The 18155-nt window shown below is 43.6% G+C and carries 16 protein-coding genes; 13 read left to right on the forward strand and 3 right to left on the reverse strand.

Annotated elements, in window-relative coordinates; all coding sequences use genetic code 11:
• Positions 1–8: 8 nt before the first annotated feature.
• Positions 9–3395, reverse strand: coding sequence for a DEAD/DEAH box helicase (locus tag HDC92_RS17350; protein ID WP_317618100.1), 3387 nt, complete (start codon positions 3393–3395; stop codon positions 9–11).
• A 119-nt stretch (positions 3396–3514) separates the two neighbouring features.
• On the opposite strand from HDC92_RS17350, the gene HDC92_RS17355 reads away from it, so the two are divergent.
• From HDC92_RS17355 to HDC92_RS17385, 7 genes are read left to right on the forward strand one after another with little or no spacing between them, the layout of a single operon-like run.
• Positions 3515–3883 carry a transmembrane 220 family protein gene (locus tag HDC92_RS17355; protein WP_183876330.1) on the forward strand — a complete coding sequence of 123 codons (369 nt, stop codon included), beginning with the start codon at positions 3515–3517 and terminating at the stop codon, positions 3881–3883.
• Positions 3884–3893: 10 nt separating this feature from the next.
• A complete protein-coding gene (locus HDC92_RS17360; protein WP_012780608.1) occupies positions 3894–4604 on the forward strand; it encodes an EboA domain-containing protein in 711 nt (236 codons plus the stop codon).
• Positions 4605–4606: 2 nt separating this feature from the next.
• Positions 4607–5593 (forward strand): TatD family hydrolase, encoded by a 987-nt coding sequence (locus HDC92_RS17365; RefSeq protein ID WP_012780607.1) that lies wholly within the window; start codon positions 4607–4609, stop codon positions 5591–5593.
• A gap of 1 nt (position 5594) precedes the next feature.
• Positions 5595–6473, forward strand: coding sequence for a UbiA-like protein EboC (gene eboC, locus HDC92_RS17370; protein ID WP_012780606.1), 879 nt, complete (start codon positions 5595–5597; stop codon positions 6471–6473).
• An 18-nt stretch (positions 6474–6491) separates the two neighbouring features.
• A complete protein-coding gene (locus HDC92_RS17375; RefSeq protein ID WP_183876332.1) occupies positions 6492–7676 on the forward strand; it encodes a 3-dehydroquinate synthase in 1185 nt (394 codons plus the stop codon).
• Positions 7666–8865: a metabolite traffic protein EboE gene (gene eboE, locus HDC92_RS17380; protein WP_183876334.1), complete on the forward strand. Its 1200-nt coding sequence runs from the start codon at positions 7666–7668 to the stop codon at positions 8863–8865. Before HDC92_RS17375 ends, eboE begins: the two co-directional genes overlap by 11 nt.
• A 1-nt stretch (position 8866) precedes the next feature.
• On the forward strand, positions 8867–10219 hold the full coding sequence (locus HDC92_RS17385) for an alkaline phosphatase family protein (protein WP_183876337.1): 1353 nt from the start codon (positions 8867–8869) through the stop codon (positions 10217–10219).
• Between the two features lie 13 nt (positions 10220–10232).
• On the opposite strand, the gene HDC92_RS17390 is transcribed toward HDC92_RS17385, so the two are convergent.
• Positions 10233–10499, reverse strand: a complete 267-nt coding sequence (locus tag HDC92_RS17390) for an isoleucyl-tRNA synthetase (protein ID WP_183876339.1) — start codon at positions 10497–10499, stop codon at positions 10233–10235.
• Between the two features lie 152 nt (positions 10500–10651).
• Here HDC92_RS17390 and HDC92_RS17395 point away from each other — a divergent pair, with 152 nt between their 5' ends.
• Both HDC92_RS17395 and HDC92_RS17400 read left to right on the forward strand, forming a co-directional pair.
• Entirely contained in the window at positions 10652–11128 is a 477-nt protein-coding gene (locus HDC92_RS17395) for an RNA polymerase sigma factor (RefSeq protein ID WP_036675429.1), read from the forward strand.
• A 3-nt stretch (positions 11129–11131) separates the two neighbouring features.
• The gene (locus HDC92_RS17400; protein WP_183876341.1) at positions 11132–11674 is read left to right on the forward strand and encodes a hypothetical protein; all 543 of its coding nucleotides are present in this window, start codon (positions 11132–11134) and stop codon (positions 11672–11674) included.
• Here HDC92_RS17400 and HDC92_RS17405 read toward each other — a convergent pair.
• Positions 11667–12794 (reverse strand): D-TA family PLP-dependent enzyme, encoded by a 1128-nt coding sequence (locus tag HDC92_RS17405; protein WP_183876343.1) that lies wholly within the window; start codon positions 12792–12794, stop codon positions 11667–11669. The genes HDC92_RS17400 and HDC92_RS17405 overlap by 8 nt on opposite strands.
• A gap of 279 nt (positions 12795–13073) precedes the next feature.
• Between HDC92_RS17405 and HDC92_RS17410 the strand changes: the two genes are divergently transcribed.
• The 4 genes from HDC92_RS17410 (at position 13074) to HDC92_RS17425 (ending at position 18075) form a co-directional block, all read left to right on the forward strand.
• A complete protein-coding gene (locus tag HDC92_RS17410) occupies positions 13074–13607 on the forward strand; it encodes an NADPH-dependent FMN reductase (RefSeq protein WP_183876345.1) in 534 nt (177 codons plus the stop codon).
• Between the two features lie 90 nt (positions 13608–13697).
• Positions 13698–17087, forward strand: coding sequence for an isoleucine--tRNA ligase (gene ileS / locus HDC92_RS17415; protein ID WP_183876347.1), 3390 nt, complete (start codon positions 13698–13700; stop codon positions 17085–17087).
• A gap of 5 nt (positions 17088–17092) precedes the next feature.
• A complete protein-coding gene (locus HDC92_RS17420) occupies positions 17093–17473 on the forward strand; it encodes a TraR/DksA family transcriptional regulator (RefSeq protein ID WP_012780596.1) in 381 nt (126 codons plus the stop codon).
• Positions 17473–18075: a lipoprotein signal peptidase gene (locus HDC92_RS17425; RefSeq protein WP_183876349.1), complete on the forward strand. Its 603-nt coding sequence runs from the start codon at positions 17473–17475 to the stop codon at positions 18073–18075. Before HDC92_RS17420 ends, HDC92_RS17425 begins: the two co-directional genes overlap by 1 nt.
• Positions 18076–18155 lie beyond the last annotated feature (80 nt).

Below are 18155 nucleotides of genomic sequence, written 5' to 3' on the forward strand. Positions count from 1 at the left end.
CAACAATTTTAACTGAACAAACCGAGCAGATTTTTTTTGGAAAGTGTTTTATAGATGGAAACATCGGTTTTGATGAGGTCATCTACCAGGTCTCTCTTGGTATTTTGCAGTTTCATGATCTTCTCTTCGATGGTATCCGGACAAATTAAACGTACAGCCACCACATTTTTTTCCTGTCCGATGCGGTAAGTCCGGTCTATCGCCTGGTTTTCTACCGCCGGATTCCACCAGGGGTCTACCAGGTATACATAATCGGCACGGGTTAAGTTTAACCCTACCCCGCCGGCTTTTAAGCTGATAAGAAATACACGTATCTCGGGATTGTCCTGAAAAGAATTGACCACCTGCTGCCGGTTGCGGGTCTGGCCGGTTAAGTATTCATGTGCAATGCCACGCTCTCCAAGCTGGGCCCGGATCAGGTCCAGCATCCCTACAAACTGAGAAAACACCAGGATCTTGTGGTTAGGGGATTTACTTTCGATCTGTTCCAGCAGCACTTCCATTTTGGAAGAGGCATTGCCATAGAACTTATCGTCTTTTAATAAAGTGGCCGAATTACAGATTTGCCGTAAGCGGGTGATGCCCTGCAAAACGTACATGCTGCTTTTGGCCAGTTCATCTTCGGCTTTGCCCTCAATATATTCTTTAATGTCCTGCACTGCGGCTTCGTAAACCTCACGTTGCTCTGTCCCCATTTCGCAGTAAATGACCATTTCGGTTTTATCGGGCAGCTCTTTAGCTACCTGCTCTTTGGTACGCCTCAAAATGAAAGGGCTGATCTTTTTTTGGAGTTCCTTTGCCCGTTTGCTGTCTTTGAACTGATCAATGGGCACCGCATACAACTCTTTAAACTGTTGTCTGGAACCCAATAAGCCGGGACAAGCGAAAGAAAGCTGCCCATAAAGATCATAGGTATTGTTTTCTATCGGCGTGCCGGTTAATACCACTTTATTGCGCGATTGCAATAAACGCACTGCCTTATAACGCTGGGCATCCGGATTTTTTATGGTCTGCGACTCATCTAAAAATATGTAATTAAAGTAGTAGGACTTTAAAAAACGGATATCAGCCAGTAGTGTCCCATAAGAGGTAAGCACAATTTCATACTGATCAAACTGATGGATATCCTTTAGCCGGTCGGCACCATAAACGGTATGGATTTTTAACGAAGGTGCAAATTTGGCCACCTCGGCCTGCCAGTTAAAAATTAAAGAGGCCGGTACCACCACAAGATTGGTATTCTGATGGCCCTTATTGCGCTGGCTCAATATAAATGCGATGATCTGTATGGTTTTTCCGAGGCCCATATCATCGGCCAGACAAGCACCAAAGTTAAAGCCATCTAAAAAGTTAAGCCAGTTTAGGCCGTCCTGCTGATAGCCCCGCAATTCTGCATTCAGTCCTTCCGGCACCGGAACAGGCAGTATGCTTTCCGGGCCGGAAAGTTTGGCCCGGTATAAGGCCAGCTGGTCTTTTACCGATTCGTCAAAGAGCTGCTCGTCATACAGCTCGGCAATCTTATTGTAATTGATCTTATGGGTATGGATGCTTTCTTCAACAAGCTCTCCTGCGTTAAAATAGCTGGTAAATTTTTCTATCCATTCATCCGGTAAAATACCCATTGTGCCATCATCCAGCTTTACAAACTTGCTCTTGTTGCGGATAGATTTGTGCAGGTGCTTTAAAGAAATGGCCTGGTCGTTATATTCTACTTTTGCTTTGGTCTCGAACCAGTCGACCCCGCTGATCACCTTGATGGAGATGTTGGCCTTGTACTGGCTCAGGTTATTGTTTTTTAGCTGATTAAAACCCAGAATGGTTATCCCTTTGCTGCGCCAGGCTTCAAAGGCATTTAAAAACCACTCTATATCCAAAAAATGCTTGCGGTGCATGTAAAAACAATCTAACCGCAGGTCTTCATCCTGTTGTTCTTCAAAAAAAGGATGTTGCTTTGCAATGTCGGCAATAAACTGCAATTCTGCGGCTTCATCCCTCCGCAGGCTGAAAGTATGGCCGTATTTATCCTTTGCGATGATCTGCTTACGCGAAAGCACCGGGATTTCGGTATTGCTATAACGCATTACGGGGGTGATGAGCACAAAATCTTCCGACTCTGACAGATAGATCAGCTGTTCGTTTTCCAGGTCATAGCCTTTGTCTTCTATCTGTTTTTTGGTAGCCGGCTTCAGGTAAGCATAATTGATGCGAACCTTTTCTTCCAGGTTAGAAAGGATGTTTTCATAAAAATCATCAAACTTAGACCTGTGGATCAGCATTTTATCGTAGTGCTTTTTGAAAAATTCGATCACCCTTAAAAAATCGGGCTTATCGATCAGGTGCAGGGTTTTATCGAGCTGGATAAAATAATGATGTTTGATGCTCAGGTTTTCAAGAGGTATAGCCTGATCATCAAGCATCAGCTTACCCGACAATTCATAGAAATCGCCCTTTTCATTGACCGACAGGACCAGGTCTATCCCTAATATTTTAAGTTTTATCCTGCTGATGGAAGTGGCGGATATGTTGGGCGAAATTTTAGGATCATGCAGGTAGATGTCGAGTCCCAGTGGGTTTCTGGCCAGTGCCCTTAAACCTTCGAGGTCGGACCCGGAAGCTTCAGCATTGTAGTTATTCTGAAATTTAAGGACACCGTTCAGAAATTTAAGCTCGCTGATGTTCTCGGTAGTCCAAAGCAGATCGGAAGGATCAATGGCTTTTAAGGGGTTCTTTATTTTGCCATCGCGACTGGCCTGGCCTTCATAGAGTGAGATGTTAAGGTGACTGTAATAACGGTGCTGGCTAAACACCACAATCGTCTGCATTTCCTTTTTGATGAGGCCACCCGATACCGGCAGGTTAAATTCTTTTTTTGGGAGCAGGGACGCTGCGAGTTCCGCTTTTGTTTTTTGGGTAACCGGAAACAGGGTTTTGACTTTGGGGCTGATCCCGAGACTACCTTTTATATAGCTGAGCTCAAAATGATCATCCGGATTCTTTTCCTGCTCCAGCCCGTAATCCTGCGCAAACTCTTTTAATTTTTTATGTCTTAGCGGTGCATCAAAAAAAAGGCGCAATGGCTGTCGCTCCATAATGTTGTACAAGGCCCGGGCCTGGAATTCACATAAGCCATCGGCAGCAGAGGGGCAGGAACAGGACAGCAATACCCGGTCGGGTGTTTGTGTGACCGTTACAAGCGGATTGTTCATCTCGCCCCCGGCATCTCCAAAAACTGCAAAATTCAGGCTGATCTCTGCCGGTACCAGTTCATAAAAACCCTTGGCACTGGTATCTGCCCCAACCTTATTGTGCTTTAAAATATCCGACAGGTTTAGTGCCGACAGGTTAAAATCTGCTAAAATATAATCGTGTGCCGGGGTATAAACCACTTTCTCCACCTGCAATGTTTAATGACCAATAAAAAAACTAAAATACATATGATCTTGCTAAATCGACTTAATAATCTGTTTATTTGTATTAGTAATAAACAAAACACACAAACTTAACCTTTATTGTTATGCTGTTGAGCATTTTAAATTCTATTTTTTGCATTGCATTTGTCGGATTTGCCTATGTAAATTTAAACGACAACGATTCCTGGCTTTGGGTACCCATTTATATGATAGCTTCCATTTGTTGTGGATTTGCCATTTTTAATCATTTTTATCCTACGATATACCTGGTTGCCATATCTTTCTATCTGATTTATGCAATCATTTTGTTTTTTGCCAAAGATGGGGTGCGCGACTGGATCATGAAGTACCGGACACCGAGCCTGGTAGAGAGTATGCAGGCTACAAAACCTTATATCGAAAAAACCAGGGAGTTTTTTGGTTTACTGATCATCAGTGCAGCGCTGGGCATTAATTATTTTGTTGCAGTTTAATGAAATAAATATGTTTTTAATAGATAGAGAGGGGATAAATAAGCTCAGTGGTCTTTTCCTGCAGCTCATTAAACAAAACCTGCAGCCCGAGGCTTTCCAATGGTTACAGGATAAAGCGAAACTGGTTGTATCGGAAGACAAATCGGTACAGCTGCATCTTTGTTTTGCACATCTGCCACGTATCGCATCGAAAACTCCGGTTACGTTTACTACTTTGGAAACACAGGAAATCGTTAAGCTGTTGCCAGGTTATGGGCTGGAAAACTGGACCATTGACCGGCTATGCAGGGTATGGCTGCTGATGCAACTGCCTTCGGATGATAAGGAAACCTATCTGAAAAAAATAAACGGCCTGTTTGCCGCTGCAGAAATGAATGAGCAGGTGGCGCTCTATTCGGCTTTGCCGCTTTACTTTTATCCGGAAGAATGGATCGGCAGGTGTGAAGAAGGGATCAGGAGCAATATAGGCATTGTACTGGAGGCCATCATGTACCACAATCCCTACCCTGCCGGCTTTTTGTCGCAACAGGCATGGAACCAATTGGTACTGAAAGCATTTTTTACTGAAAAGAACGTTAAGCTTATTGTTGGGCTACAGACAAGGATGAACGAGGCCCTGGCATTTACTTTACAGGATTATGTACAGGAGCGGCTGGCCGCCCACAGAACGGTGGCACCGGAAATTTATGAATTGATAGAACTAATGAACCAAAAAATATAACTATGTGCTGTAATGAGAATTTTGAGGAGAGAAATAAAGGCGAAAAAATACAGACTTCGCTTGACCTGAGCGAGATCAGCGGAATGAAGTTCTTTGATCCGCATGTACACATGACTTCACGTACTACCGATGACTACCAGGCTATGGCCGATGCGGGAATTGTTGCCCTGATTGAACCGGCTTTCTGGCTGGGGCAGCCGCGTACCCAGTTAGGCAGTTTTACCGATTACTATAGCAGCCTGATTGGCTGGGAACGGTTCAGGTCGTCCCAGTTTGGCATCAAGCATTATTGTACCATAGGCTTAAATTCCCGTGAGGCCAATAATGAGCAGCTGGCAGAACAGGTGATGGAAATTTTACCACAGTTTATTTTTAAGGAAGGTGTGGTAGGTATTGGTGAGATTGGCTTTGACGACCAGACTGCAGCCGAAGAGAAATATTACCGCTTACAGCTTGACCTGGCAAAAGAAGCGGGTTTGCCGGTACAGATCCATACGCCACACCGCGATAAGAAAAAAGGTACCCAGCGCAGTATGGATATTGCTATAGAGCAAGGCCTTGACCCTTATATGGTGATTGTAGACCATAACAATGAGGAGACCGTAAAAGAGGTGTTGGACAGGGGCTTTTGGGCTGCTTTTACCATTTATCCTTTTACCAAAATGGGGAATGAGCGCATGGTAGAGGTGCTGAAACAATATGGATCGGAAAGGATCATGATCAATTCGGCGGCCGACTGGGGCATCAGTGATCCGCTGGCCATTCCTAAAACTGCAGCCCTGATGAAAAGATCGGGCATTAGCCTTCAGGACATTGAACTGGTTACCTACCGCAATGCCATTACAGCTTTTGCACAGAGCGGACAGATTGATGAGAATGACTTTTTAAGGGTGAAAAACATTGACCAGAGCCAGAAGTTTGCCAGCAATTCCATCTTACGTGGCGGGCAGCAACCAAGAATAGACAAAAACTCCATCATCATTTCATAGTGTGAAGAAATTATTAGGATATATCAGGCTGATGCGACCGGCCAATGTAGTTACTGCTGTGGCCGATGTACTGGCGGGGATGGCCCTGGCAGGGTATTTTATGGGCACCGCCAGCTACCTGCCCGTCCTGCTGCTTTGTTTATCTACCATAGGCCTGTATAGCGGGGGCATTATTTTAAATGATGTTTTTGATGCAGAACTGGATGCCAGGGAGCGGCCGGAACGACCAATTCCAAGCGGTCTGATCTCAAAAAAAGCAGCCACCCTATTTGGCGGGATATTCTTCTTTATCGGCATTTTTACAGCAGGGCTTTACAACCCGGCTTCACAGTATCTGGCAGCGGCCATTATGGTCTCCTGTCTCATTTACGATAAATTCCTGAAGCACAGCGCAATATTCGGACCTTTGAATATGGGGCTTTGCCGGGGCCTGAATTTGCTGCTGGGCATGAGCATTATCCCTTCTGCTATACAACAATGGTGGTTTTTGGCTATAGTACCCATTATTTACATTGCCTCGGTTACCATGGTAAGCCGGGCTGAAGTGCATGGCGGAAGTAAGAAAATGCTTTATTTTGCCGCACTTTTATATACGCTTGTCATTTCCAGCATCCTGTTTTTTGGCATAAGACAAGGCAACCTGCCACTTACCGCCGTATTTGTACTGGGCTTTGCACTGATGATATTTATTCCATTGTTAAGGGCGATGAAAAATCCCATTGGCCCCAACATTGGCAAAGCAGTAAAGGCAGGTGTAATTGCTTTAATTTTAATGAATGCAGCCTGGGCAAGTGCATTTGGAATGGTACAGATAGCCTTATTTATTGTTATTTTATTACCAGTATCGTTAATGCTGGGTAAGGCATTTGCCGTAACCTAGCCAAGAATTTCGTAGGACATGAATTATTTAGAACAGTCGTTTAGTGTAAAATTTGACTATAAAATCTACTTTACCTCTTCTCTATTTGAGTTGGGAAACCCCTTGCTGGCAGATTTTTTTAAGGGCAGGCCATCGGCAGCCCTGCGCAAAATATTTTTTGTTATAGACGGGGGCGTTACCGAAAAGCACCCCAATCTGCAAGAAGCCATTAAAACTTACTTTAACCAATGCCAGGAGGTCCAACTGGTCCCTGAAATCAGGATTGTTCCTGGTGGCGAGGCTTCAAAAAATGATACTGCGTTATTTGAGCAGCTTGTAGAGGCGGTAAATGTATATGGGATAGACCGGCACTCTTATATTGCCGCCATTGGCGGAGGTGCAGTGCTGGATCTGGTAGGTTATGCTGCGGCGGTTTCGCACCGTGGGATTAAACATATCCGCATTCCTACTACGGTACTTTCGCAAAACGATTCAGGTATCGGGGTTAAAAACGGCATCAATTATAAAGGTAAAAAGAACTTCCTTGGTACTTTTGCCCCCCCTGTTGCCGTGTTTAACGATGACCGCTTTCTGGAAACACTTAACGACCGTGATTACCGGTCCGGAATTTCGGAAGCGATAAAAGTAGCGCTGATCAAGGACCCTGAATTCTTTTACTGGATTGAGGCGCATACCGCAGCCCTGGCTGCGCGTGACCCGGAAAGCATGAACTACCTGATCAGGCGCTGTGCAAAACTTCATCTGGACCATATTGCCGGTGATGATCCTTTTGAAAACGGATCGGCCAGGCCATTGGATTTTGGACATTGGAGTGCACATAAACTGGAACAACTGAGTAATTTTACAGTGCTGCATGGCGAGGCTGTTGCCATGGGGATTGCCCTTGACAGTGTATATTCCTTTTTAACGGGTTTGCTCTCTGAAGAAAAAGCCCTGCGCATCCTCCAGGTACTGAGTTCACTGAATTTCAGTATCTCAGACCCTATCATCCAGATCAAAGACAGCGGTTCAGCCATATTGAAAGGGCTGGCAGAATTCCAGGAGCACCTGGGTGGCCTGCTCACCATTACCCTCCTTACCGATATCGGATCCGGAAAGGAAGTACATGAAATGGATCATCAGCAACTGATCAATGCCAGCGCTTATATTGCTGGTTTCACAAAAGAAAATACCGCATTAAATAGCATCCGCCATGAAAGTTAATACCGGACACCTGAGCTATTGTACGAACATACATGCCGGTAAAAACTGGGCAGAAGATTTTAAGTCCTTACAGCAAAATTTCCCTGTCATAAAAGCTGCATTGAGCCCTGAGCAACCAATGGGCCTGGGCTTAAGGTTGTCCAATGCCGCCAGCCTGGAATTGATAGGAGAAGCATCATTAAAGGCTTTTTCGCAATGGCTTAAAGCAAATAGTGCTTACGTTTTTACGATGAACGGCTTCCCTTACGGGGAATTTCACCATACCATTGTTAAGGAGCAGGTACATGCGCCCGACTGGACTACTGAAGAACGTAAAAATTATACATTAAGGCTGTTCCATATTTTAAAACAGCTGTTGCCCGAAGGAATGGAGGGTGGCATATCCACCTCGCCCCTAAGTTACAGGCATTGGTTTAAAAGTACTGAAGCTTTGGAAGAAGCCAGGAAAACAGCGACGCTGCACCTTGTTGAAGTACTGAAGGAACTCGTTGTGATACACCGGGAAACAGGCCGGAACATGCACCTGGACATCGAACCTGAGCCGGACGGTATCCTGGAAACCGGCAGGGAATTTATAGACTGGTTTGAAAACGACCTGCTGCCCCTGGGCATACCGGAAATCCGGGCTGCGTTTAAATTATCGTCAGCAGAAGCAGAAACCCTGATTAAAAACCACCTCTGTCTTTGTTATGATGTTTGCCATTTTGCCATTGGCTACGAAGACCATGCAGCAGTGGTAACGGCGCTGGAGCAAAAAGGCATTAAAGTGGGAAAAATACAGATCAGTGCTGCTTTAAAGGCAGATCTGACCGGTCCGGAACCGGAAAACATTAAACGTAGCTTTGAAGCATTTAATGAACCTACTTATTTACACCAGGTGGTGGCGCTTAAAAATGATGGCAGCCTGTTGCGCTATCCCGACCTGCCGGAAGCATTAGCCGGGCTGGAAAAGGGAGTTACACAATGGCGGGCACATTTCCATGTACCCATTTCTATAAAGAAGATCGGCCTGCTGGAATCTACGCAGGATGATATTTTAACTGTACTGGAAATTCAGAAACAAAAGCCTTTTACCAAACACCTGGAGGTAGAGACCTATACCTGGGAAGTATTGCCCGAATCTTTAAAATTACCCATTACCCAATCCATCAGCAATGAACTGCAATGGGTTGTAAATACCGAGATCTAAAATGAAGAAAACTGTAGTTATTGATGTAGTTGGCCTGTCGGCAAACCTGATTGGAAAATATACCCCATTCCTGGAAAAGTATATCCAGGACAAAAGCCTTGCTGCTATTGCGCCCATGCTGCCAGCAGTAACTACAGCGGTGCAATCGACCTATTTAACAGGTAAACAACCTTCAGCACATGGTATAGTGGGCAATGGCTGGTACGACCATACCGATGCAGAGATCAAATTCTGGAAACAATCCAACAAACTGGTACTGGCCGATAAGATCTGGGACCGGGCAAAAAAAGAAAACCCGGGCTTTACCTGCTCCAATATGTTCTGGTGGTATAACATGTATTCCAATGCCGATTATTCGGTTACCCCAAGGCCCAATTACCTGGCCGACGGACGGAAAATGCCCGACTGTTATTCAGAACCTGCCGAGCTGCGCGATATTTTGCAGGAGAAACTGGGGCAATTCCCTTTATTTCAGTTCTGGGGGCCTGGTGCCAACATTAAATCCTCAAAATGGATAGCCGATGCCGCACTCATTACAGATGAACTGTATGACCCGACCCTGACCCTCATCTATCTGCCACATCTTGATTATTGTTTACAAAAATTTGGTCATGATTTTGATCAGATCGGAAAAGAACTCAGGGAAATAGATGAGGTGCTGAAAAACCTGGTACAGTATTATGAGCAGCAGGATACCCATATCCTGATGCTTTCCGAATATGGCATTACGCCTGTAAGTAAACCGGTACACCTGAACCGGGTGTTCCGGGAAAATGGTTTACTACAGATCCGGGTGGAGCGTGGACTGGAGTTACTGGACGCCGGGGCTTCAAAGGCTTTTGTTGTAGCCGACCATCAGGTGGCACATGTGTACATTAATGACCCATCGGTAAGGGTACAGGTTAAAAGTCTTCTTGAAAAAACGCCGGGTATTGCTTTAATTTTAGATGACGCAGGCAAAAAAGCACATGGAATGGACCATCCGCGGGCAGGAGATTTTGTACTGGTTGCAGAACCGGGAAGCTGGTTTACCTATTATTTCTGGCTGGATGATGCAAAAGCACCCGATTATGCAAGGTGTGTGGACATCCATAAAAAACCCGGATATGACCCGGTTGAAATGTTTATGTCGTCCAAACCCCGGGCAGCTTATAAGCTGTTAAGAAAAAAGGCCGGTTTCCGCTATGTGATGGATGTGATCCCACTGGATGCTACGCTGATCAGGGGTTCCCATGGCAGCATAAATACCCCGGTTGAATTTCATCCTGTTCTAATTACGGACAAAGCCATAAATTCAGAAAATGTGGAAGCTACAGCCGTTTATGAACTGATCTGGAAAGCCCTGAATACCTAATAAAAACAGGTGATTATGGCCTGTTCGTAGTTGCAGCAGGCTCTGTGGTTTCAGCTTGTTTCTCCGGGTCCAGCTGCACCTCATCATCGTTCACTTTTTTAGCAAACAGGATAGGGTATACAAACCATAGGGCCCCTATTAAAAACAACAATCCCGAAACTTTTAACACCCAAACGCTGGCTGCAGAGTTGGAGGGTTCCATAATTTTAAATGCGATGAGCCCGATAATGCCTAAAATAATGACATATACGGCTTTCTGAAGTTTCAATACTTTTATCATGGCGCAAGTATGATTAGATCCGAATAATTAACAAAAATCAAACCAATAGTGTTTTAATATCTTATTTATTGACCAAACTGTAAGAAAGCATTGTTTTCTGCAACTTATAGATAAAACAATTGATATGGATATCTTTAATAAAAATGCAGGTTATGGATGAAAAGCAGTTCCTAACATTAATTGATGGGCACCAGGGTATTATCCATAAGGTTTGCAGGCTTTACCGCGACAGTCCGGAAGATCAGGAAGACCTGTTCCAGGAGATCATCTATCAGCTATGGCGGGGCATCCCCTCTTTTAAAGGCGAAGCCAAAGTAAGTACCTGGATCTATCGTGTAGCTTTGAACACTGCTATTGCCGCTTTCAGAAAAAAGAAACCGGAAATTGAATACACTATTGCTTTACCCGATTTATTGGAAGAACCGCAAAGTGAAGAGCTGGCATTAAGGCAGGAGCGCTTATTTGCAGCCTTAAAACAGCTGGACGAGAGTGAAAAAGCTATTATTACCCTCTATTTTGAAGAACTCAGTTACCAGCAGATTGCGGAAGTAACAGGCATTAATGAGAATTATGTTGGTGTTAAGCTCAACAGAATTAAAAACAAGATTCAAAAACTTTTAAAATTATAAACCATGGAATTAGACGATTTAAAATCTACCTGGAACCGTGCAGCAGCACCAGCAAAAACAACCGACGAGCTCCTTTTTATGCTAAAAGAGAACAATCATCCCGTATTAAAGGGCATCAGGAAACAGTTAACGATAGAGGTATTGGGCTGGTCTTTTTTTCTGGGGGTTTATTACACCATGTTTGATGGCGGGCAGAAACCTTTGCTGATTAACCTGCTGCTAATAGCAGGAGTGCTTTTTTCAATTGTTCACAACCTGATGGGTTATGGCCTGGCCAAGTACCTTGAGACAGACCTTGCAGTTAAAAAAGCATTGGCGCATTATTTATTGAAGCTGAAAGTTTATGCCCTTACATCTGTTGTTTCCAGGGTATTTCTTTGGACGGGTTTTATTTTATTTTTTACGTATAACATTCACTTTACCGGCAGCAAGTATGTATTGCTGATAGTAGCAGTTACGATCTTTGTTGTTCAGCTGGTTGTACTGGGCAGGATATGGATGATGCGTTTAAAAAAATTAAGCAACACCACAGCAGGGTTTATGTAAATATTTTCCTGTCCCTTGCAATGATCTTCCAGCTAGCGGTGGCTTTCCTGTCTTCAATCAGTGTTGCGGCTTCATAAAGGGCGCAGGTTGGACAAATATGATAGGGCAGGACATAAAAAAGATCACCAATTTTCCAGGGATGGTTTTCAGCTGCGTCGAGCACCAGGTGTTCTTCACTCTGGCTTTCAACTTTAAAATCGGGAGCATTCAGAAAGTAGCCCCGCTGCGACAAAACACGTTCAGCTGCGATAGATTTATGGCCCAGATCCATACATACTTTTGTACTGCCGGGTAGGGAAACGACCCTGCTCAATACCAGGGCAGCCGGAAGAAAGCCTTGTTCAGAAAGGTCATCCAGATAACTTTTATCCCAAAAAACAAAAGTACCGGGACTACATTCGACACCAGGCTTTTTGGCGTAGACCGGGAAACCAGGGGAGCCCCCGATAATGATATTTAGCTGCTGGTATCCTCTTTTTTCCAATTCCTGTTTTAAGGATTCGACCATCAAAAATATCTCTTCGCACATGGTTTCCCTTTCCTGAACAGGGACCTGCTGTATGTGCCCATCATAAGCATGAAGGCCAAGCAATTGAATGCCATTTAATTTAACTGCTTCCTCAAATAACTGTATGGCACAATGATCCGGCTGGATGCCGGTCCTGTTCATTCCTACATTCAAATCGATATAAACAGGGAGTTCTAACTGTTCGGAACTGGCCAAAGCCGATATATTTTTTGCAGTTTCAAGGTTATCGATCAGGCAGGAGAACCTGGTATCCGGATATTTTCTGATCAAAGAGATCAGCCTGGCCAGTTTAGGCCCAAAGGGCTGGTAAGCCAGTAAAACATCTTTTGCAGCAAGCATCCCCAGCATTTCGGCTTCTGCAATAGTGGCGCATTTAAACTTATTTACGCCTGCATCCATTAGCAAACGGCTAACTTCTTTTGTTTTATGTGTTTTAACATGGGGTCTTAAGCGTGCTGGATCGGCAATGATATCGATAGCATGCTGAATATTTGCCTTGACCCTATCCAGGTAAACGACCAGGGCCGGCGTATCCAACTGGTCGGTATTGTTTATAGCATACCATTGCTGTTTCGTCATCTCTTTTTGCATAGCATTCCAATTGTTTGCTAATTTAAAAAAATCAGGCGTTTATACCATCAATGCACGCAAATATACCAATGTCAGAAACAAGGCCCCTGTGCGGTAAACACCGAATAACATCCTGTCATCTTTTATGGCGACAATTTGGAAGTTTGAATTAATATTTAGATAATTGTTTAAACGTCACTGGTTTTATCATAATTATCCCAATAGTTTATTCCTATAACTTTCAAAAGAGTTCCAAAACAATACACCAGGATAAATACCGGATAGCTAAATAATCTAAAAATGAATGTACTGGTTATTATCGGAAGTGCAGGTAAGCAATCTTCGGGCAGCAAGCTGATGGCAATGTTCGGGGAACTTACCGTCCCGGATTTTACGATCAGGATTTGGGAGGATTTGGAAAGCCTTCCGCACTTTGACCCTTCGTTAACCTCATCTTTTCCTGCCAATGTTGCTGCAATACTATCGCAAATTGAACTGGCAGATGGTGTCGTGTTCTGCACGCCTGAATATATTTTCAGTATACCTGCCAGACTAAAAAACTTACTGGAATGGTGTGTCGCTACAACCGTATTCACAGACAAACCGGTTGGCATAATTACCGCATCAGCAAATGGGGAACAGGGACATGCACAATTGCAACTAATTATGCATACCCTTGGCGCAAAACTAAGTGAAGATGCCCAATTGCTGATAAAGGGTATTAAAGGCAAATTTGACAGTCAGGGTGTACTTTTAGATTCAGATGTACTGCAGGCTCTCGTTAAATTTTCTGCTGGGTTTAAAATACTTCTTGCTGAACGTAGAAACAATTAAGACGTTATAAAACAAGGACATCAGAAACACTTCAATTTTTCATTTGAAAACCTTAACTTTGCATCCTTAATTTTTGGAGATACTTGATTGATGTATAGGGAATTTAAACAACTGGAACTAGCCAAAATAGGCAAAGAGATACTTGATTTTTGGAAAGCGGAAAACATCTTTGAAAAAAGCATTTCAACTAGATCAAAATCTAACCCTTTTACTTTTTATGAAGGCCCTCCTTCGGCCAACGGAATGCCTGGCATTCACCATGTAATGGCCAGGGCCATTAAAGATATTTTTTGCCGGTACAAAACACAAAAAGGATTTCAGGTAAAAAGAAAAGCAGGCTGGGATACGCATGGATTACCTGTAGAACTGGGTACAGAAAAAGAACTGGGCATTACCAAGGAAGACATTGGCAAGACCATTTCTATTGAAGACTATAATGAAGCCTGTAAAAAAACGGTGATGCGTTACACCGATGTTTGGAACGACCTGACTGAGAAAATGGGCTATTGGGTTGACATGAGTGATCCCTATGTAACTTATAAGTCGAAATACATGGAGTCTGTATGGTGGCTTTTAAAACAGATCTATGATAAAGGCCTGCTGTATAAGGGCTATACCATCCAACCTTACTCGCCAAAAGCAGGTACAGGCTTAAGTTCACATGAAGTGAATCAGCCAGGCGCTTACCGTGATGTAACAGACACCACTATTGTTGCACAGTTTAAGGCACTGCCTGAAACATTACCCGTATTTTTACGGGGGTTTGGCGACACCCACCTGATGGCCTGGACCACGACACCCTGGACATTGCCATCCAATACAGCGCTTACGGTTGGACCCAAAATCGATTATGTACTGGTAAAAACCTTTAACCAGTATACTTTCCTTCCGGTAAATGTAATTATAGCTAAAGGCCTGGTTGGCAAACAATTTGGCAAGCTTTATTTTGAAAGCCAGGCTGCAGAAGATTTTGACAACTTTGCGACAGGCGACAAAAAAATACCTTATCAGATTTTAGCAGGTTTTAAAGGTAAAGACCTGGTTGGGATTAAATACGAACAGCTTTTACCTTATACCCTGCCCTACCAAAATCCTGAAAATGCTTTCCGTGTAATTTCCGGAGATTTTGTGACTACCGAGGATGGAACGGGTATAGTGCATACCGCCCCAACTTTTGGCGCGGATGATGCGAAAGTTGCAAAAGAGGCTGTACCTGAAGTACCACCAATGCTGGTATTGGATGAAAATGGGATACCTGTACCTTTGGTAGATTTACAGGGCAAGTTTACTGCGCATGTTGGCGAACTGGCTGGGAAATACGTGAAAAACGAGTACTACGAAGCTGGTATGGCCCCGGAAAAATCGGTAGACGTAGAAATTGCCATCCGCTTAAAAGAAGAGAATAAAGCCTTTAAGGTTGAAAAATACGTACACAGTTACCCGCACAGCTGGAGAACTGATGAGCCGCTGTTGTATTATCCGCTGGATTCCTGGTTCATTAAGGTAACAGATGTGAAAGACAGGATGTTTGAACTGAACGAGACCATCAACTGGAAGCCTAAATCGACAGGTGAAGGCCGTTTCGGGAACTGGCTGAAAAATGCAAACGACTGGAACCTCTCGCGTTCCAGGTATTGGGGGATCCCACTACCGATCTGGAGAACTGAAGACAAGAAGGAGGAGGTGATCATTGGCTCGGTTGAAGAATTGTACCAGGCCATGGAGCTGTCTGTTGCATCAGGCTTCATGAAGGAAAATCCTTTTAAAGGATTTGAGATCGGGAACATGACAGAAGAAAATTATGAGCTGGTTGACCTGCATAAAAATGTGGTAGACGAGATTGTACTGGTTTCTGCTTCAGGAAAACCGATGAAACGCGAAAGTGACCTGATCGACGTATGGTTTGACAGCGGCGCCATGCCTTATGCACAATGGCATTATCCGTTTGAAAATAAAGATAAAGTTGACAGTGGCACGGATTTCCCCGCTGATTTTATTGCAGAGGGTGTTGACCAGACCCGTGGCTGGTTTTATACCTTACATGCCATAGGCGCATTGGTTTTTGATAAAGTTGCCTATAAAAATGTAGTGTCGAACGGATTGGTGCTGGACAAAAACGGACAAAAAATGTCTAAACGCCTGGGCAATGCTGCCGATCCGTTTAAAACCCTGGAAGAATACGGTCCTGATGCCACACGCTGGTACATGATCAGTAATGCAAACCCTTGGGACAACCTGAAGTTTGACATAGAAGGGATTGCCGAGATCCGCCGCAAGTTTTTTGGTACACTTTACAATACATATGCCTTTTTTGCCCTGTATGCAAATATTGACAAGTTTGAAATTGACCAGGATAACCTTACCCCGGTGGCAGAACGCAGCGAGCTTGACCGCTGGATCTTATCTTTATTACAGACATTGATTGCAGAGGTTGACGAAAGCTATAACAGCTACGAACCTACCAAAGCAACCAGGGCCATTCAGGCTTTTGTGGATGAGCACCTGAGCAATTGGTACATCCGCTTATCGCGCCGTCGTTTCTGGAAAGGCGAAATGACTGCAGATAAAAAAGCAGCTTATGAAACGCTGTATACCTGCCTGATCAGTGTAGCGCAAATGATGGCACCGGTGGCACCGTTCTTTGCAGACTGGCTGTATAGAAACCTTTCGGCTACAGAAAACAATGCAGCAGAATCTATCCACCTTGCTTTGTGGAAAGAAGCTGATGCGACATTAATTGACACTGAACTGAACGAAAGGATGCAGCTTGCGCAGGACATTTCTTCCATGGTATTGTCGCTCCGCAAAAAAACAGGCATCAATGTGCGCCAGCCTTTGGCAAAAATTTTAATCCCCGTACTGGACAACAAATTTGCGGCAAGGGTAGAGCTGGTAAAAGAACTCATCTTATCGGAAACCAATATCAAAGGGATTGAGTACATCACTGATACTGCGGGCTTTATCAAGAAAAAAATAAAACCTAATTTTAAAGCATTGGGGCCTAAGGTTGGCAAAGACATGAAAATGGTTGCCGAACGGGTAAGCAATATGAACCAGGAAGAGCTGGCAAATTTTGAAAACACAGGCAAATATCTGGTTAGCGGCACGGATTATGTGATTGAGCTTGGCGATGTGGAAATTATTGCAGAGGACATTCCGGGATGGCAGGTAACCAATATGGGCAGTTTAACGGTCGCACTTGACGTTTCGATCACTGAAGCGCTAAAACAGGAAGGCTTATCGCGGGAGCTGATCAACAGGATCCAGAACTTAAGAAAAGAATTGGGTTACGAGGTGACAGACAGGATTACGGTGACTTTACAAAATCATAACCTGGTAAACGAAGCAGTAGCACAAAATAAAACATACATTTGCGCTGAAATTTTGGCGGATAACATTAACTTAACGGAAACTTTAGATAACGGAAACAAAATAGTAATCGATGAGGTTGAACTACAAATTTTGATTGCACAACAATAATTATTATGGAAAAAGAGAAAACAAGGTATTCTGACAGTGAATTACAGGAATTTAAAGAATTGATCCTAGAGAAATTGAGAATGGCAAGAGAAGAATTTCTTGACCTGACCAACTCATTGAGCAGCCCTAACTCTAACGGAACTGAGGACACTTCTGGTACTTATAAAACATTGGAAGATGGTTCGGCAACATTGGAAAAAGAGCAATTGAACCAACTGGCAGCCCGTCAGAAAAAGTTCATTGAAAATTTAGAGGCAGCATTGGTGCGCATTGAAAACAAAACTTACGGCATTTGCAGGGAAACCGGTAAACTGATCCAAAAGGAACGTTTACGCGCTGTTCCACATGCCACTTTAAGTATGGAAGCTAAACTGAAGCAGTCGTAATGAAAGGCTATACAAAACCTTTATTAGTTATCTTCTTTGTTTTACTTGCAGATCAGCTTTTAAAGACCTGGATAAAAACCAATATGTATCTTGGTCAGGAATTCAAGATCATTGGGAACTGGTTCATTATCCATTTTACAGAAAACAACGGAATGGCCTTTGGTTTAGAATTTGGAGGTGAATTTGGCAAGCTGGCTTTGTCGTTATTCAGGATTGCTGCTGTTGCGGGAATTGGTTATGGCCTGCACTATCTGATCCAGCGGAAATACCACAGGGGACTGATCCTGAATGTAGCATTGATTTTTGCCGGGGCGCTTGGAAATATCATCGATTCGGTATTATATGGTAAAATATATGGTTATGCCAGTTTGTTTCATGGTCGTGTAGTAGACATGTTCTACTTCCCGCTGATTGAAGGTGTTTTCCCTAAATGGGTGCCTGTTTGGGGCGGTGAAGATTTTATATTTTTCAGACCTGTATTTAACATTGCTGATGCGGCCATATCTATCGGCGTGATTCTCATACTTGTATTCCAGAAATCTTATTTCAAGGAAGAAGTAGTTGAAGAAATTGGGCCTAATAATGAGATGGTTGAAGAATAATTGGTAAATATTATGCGTATAGATATGGAATTGGTATGAAAGTTTCATCTATATATCAAATACACAAAAGAAAAATTTAC

The organism is Pedobacter sp. AK017 (assembly GCF_014200825.1).
In the GTDB taxonomy this organism is placed as follows: Bacteria; Bacteroidota; Bacteroidia; order Sphingobacteriales; family Sphingobacteriaceae; genus Pedobacter; species Pedobacter heparinus.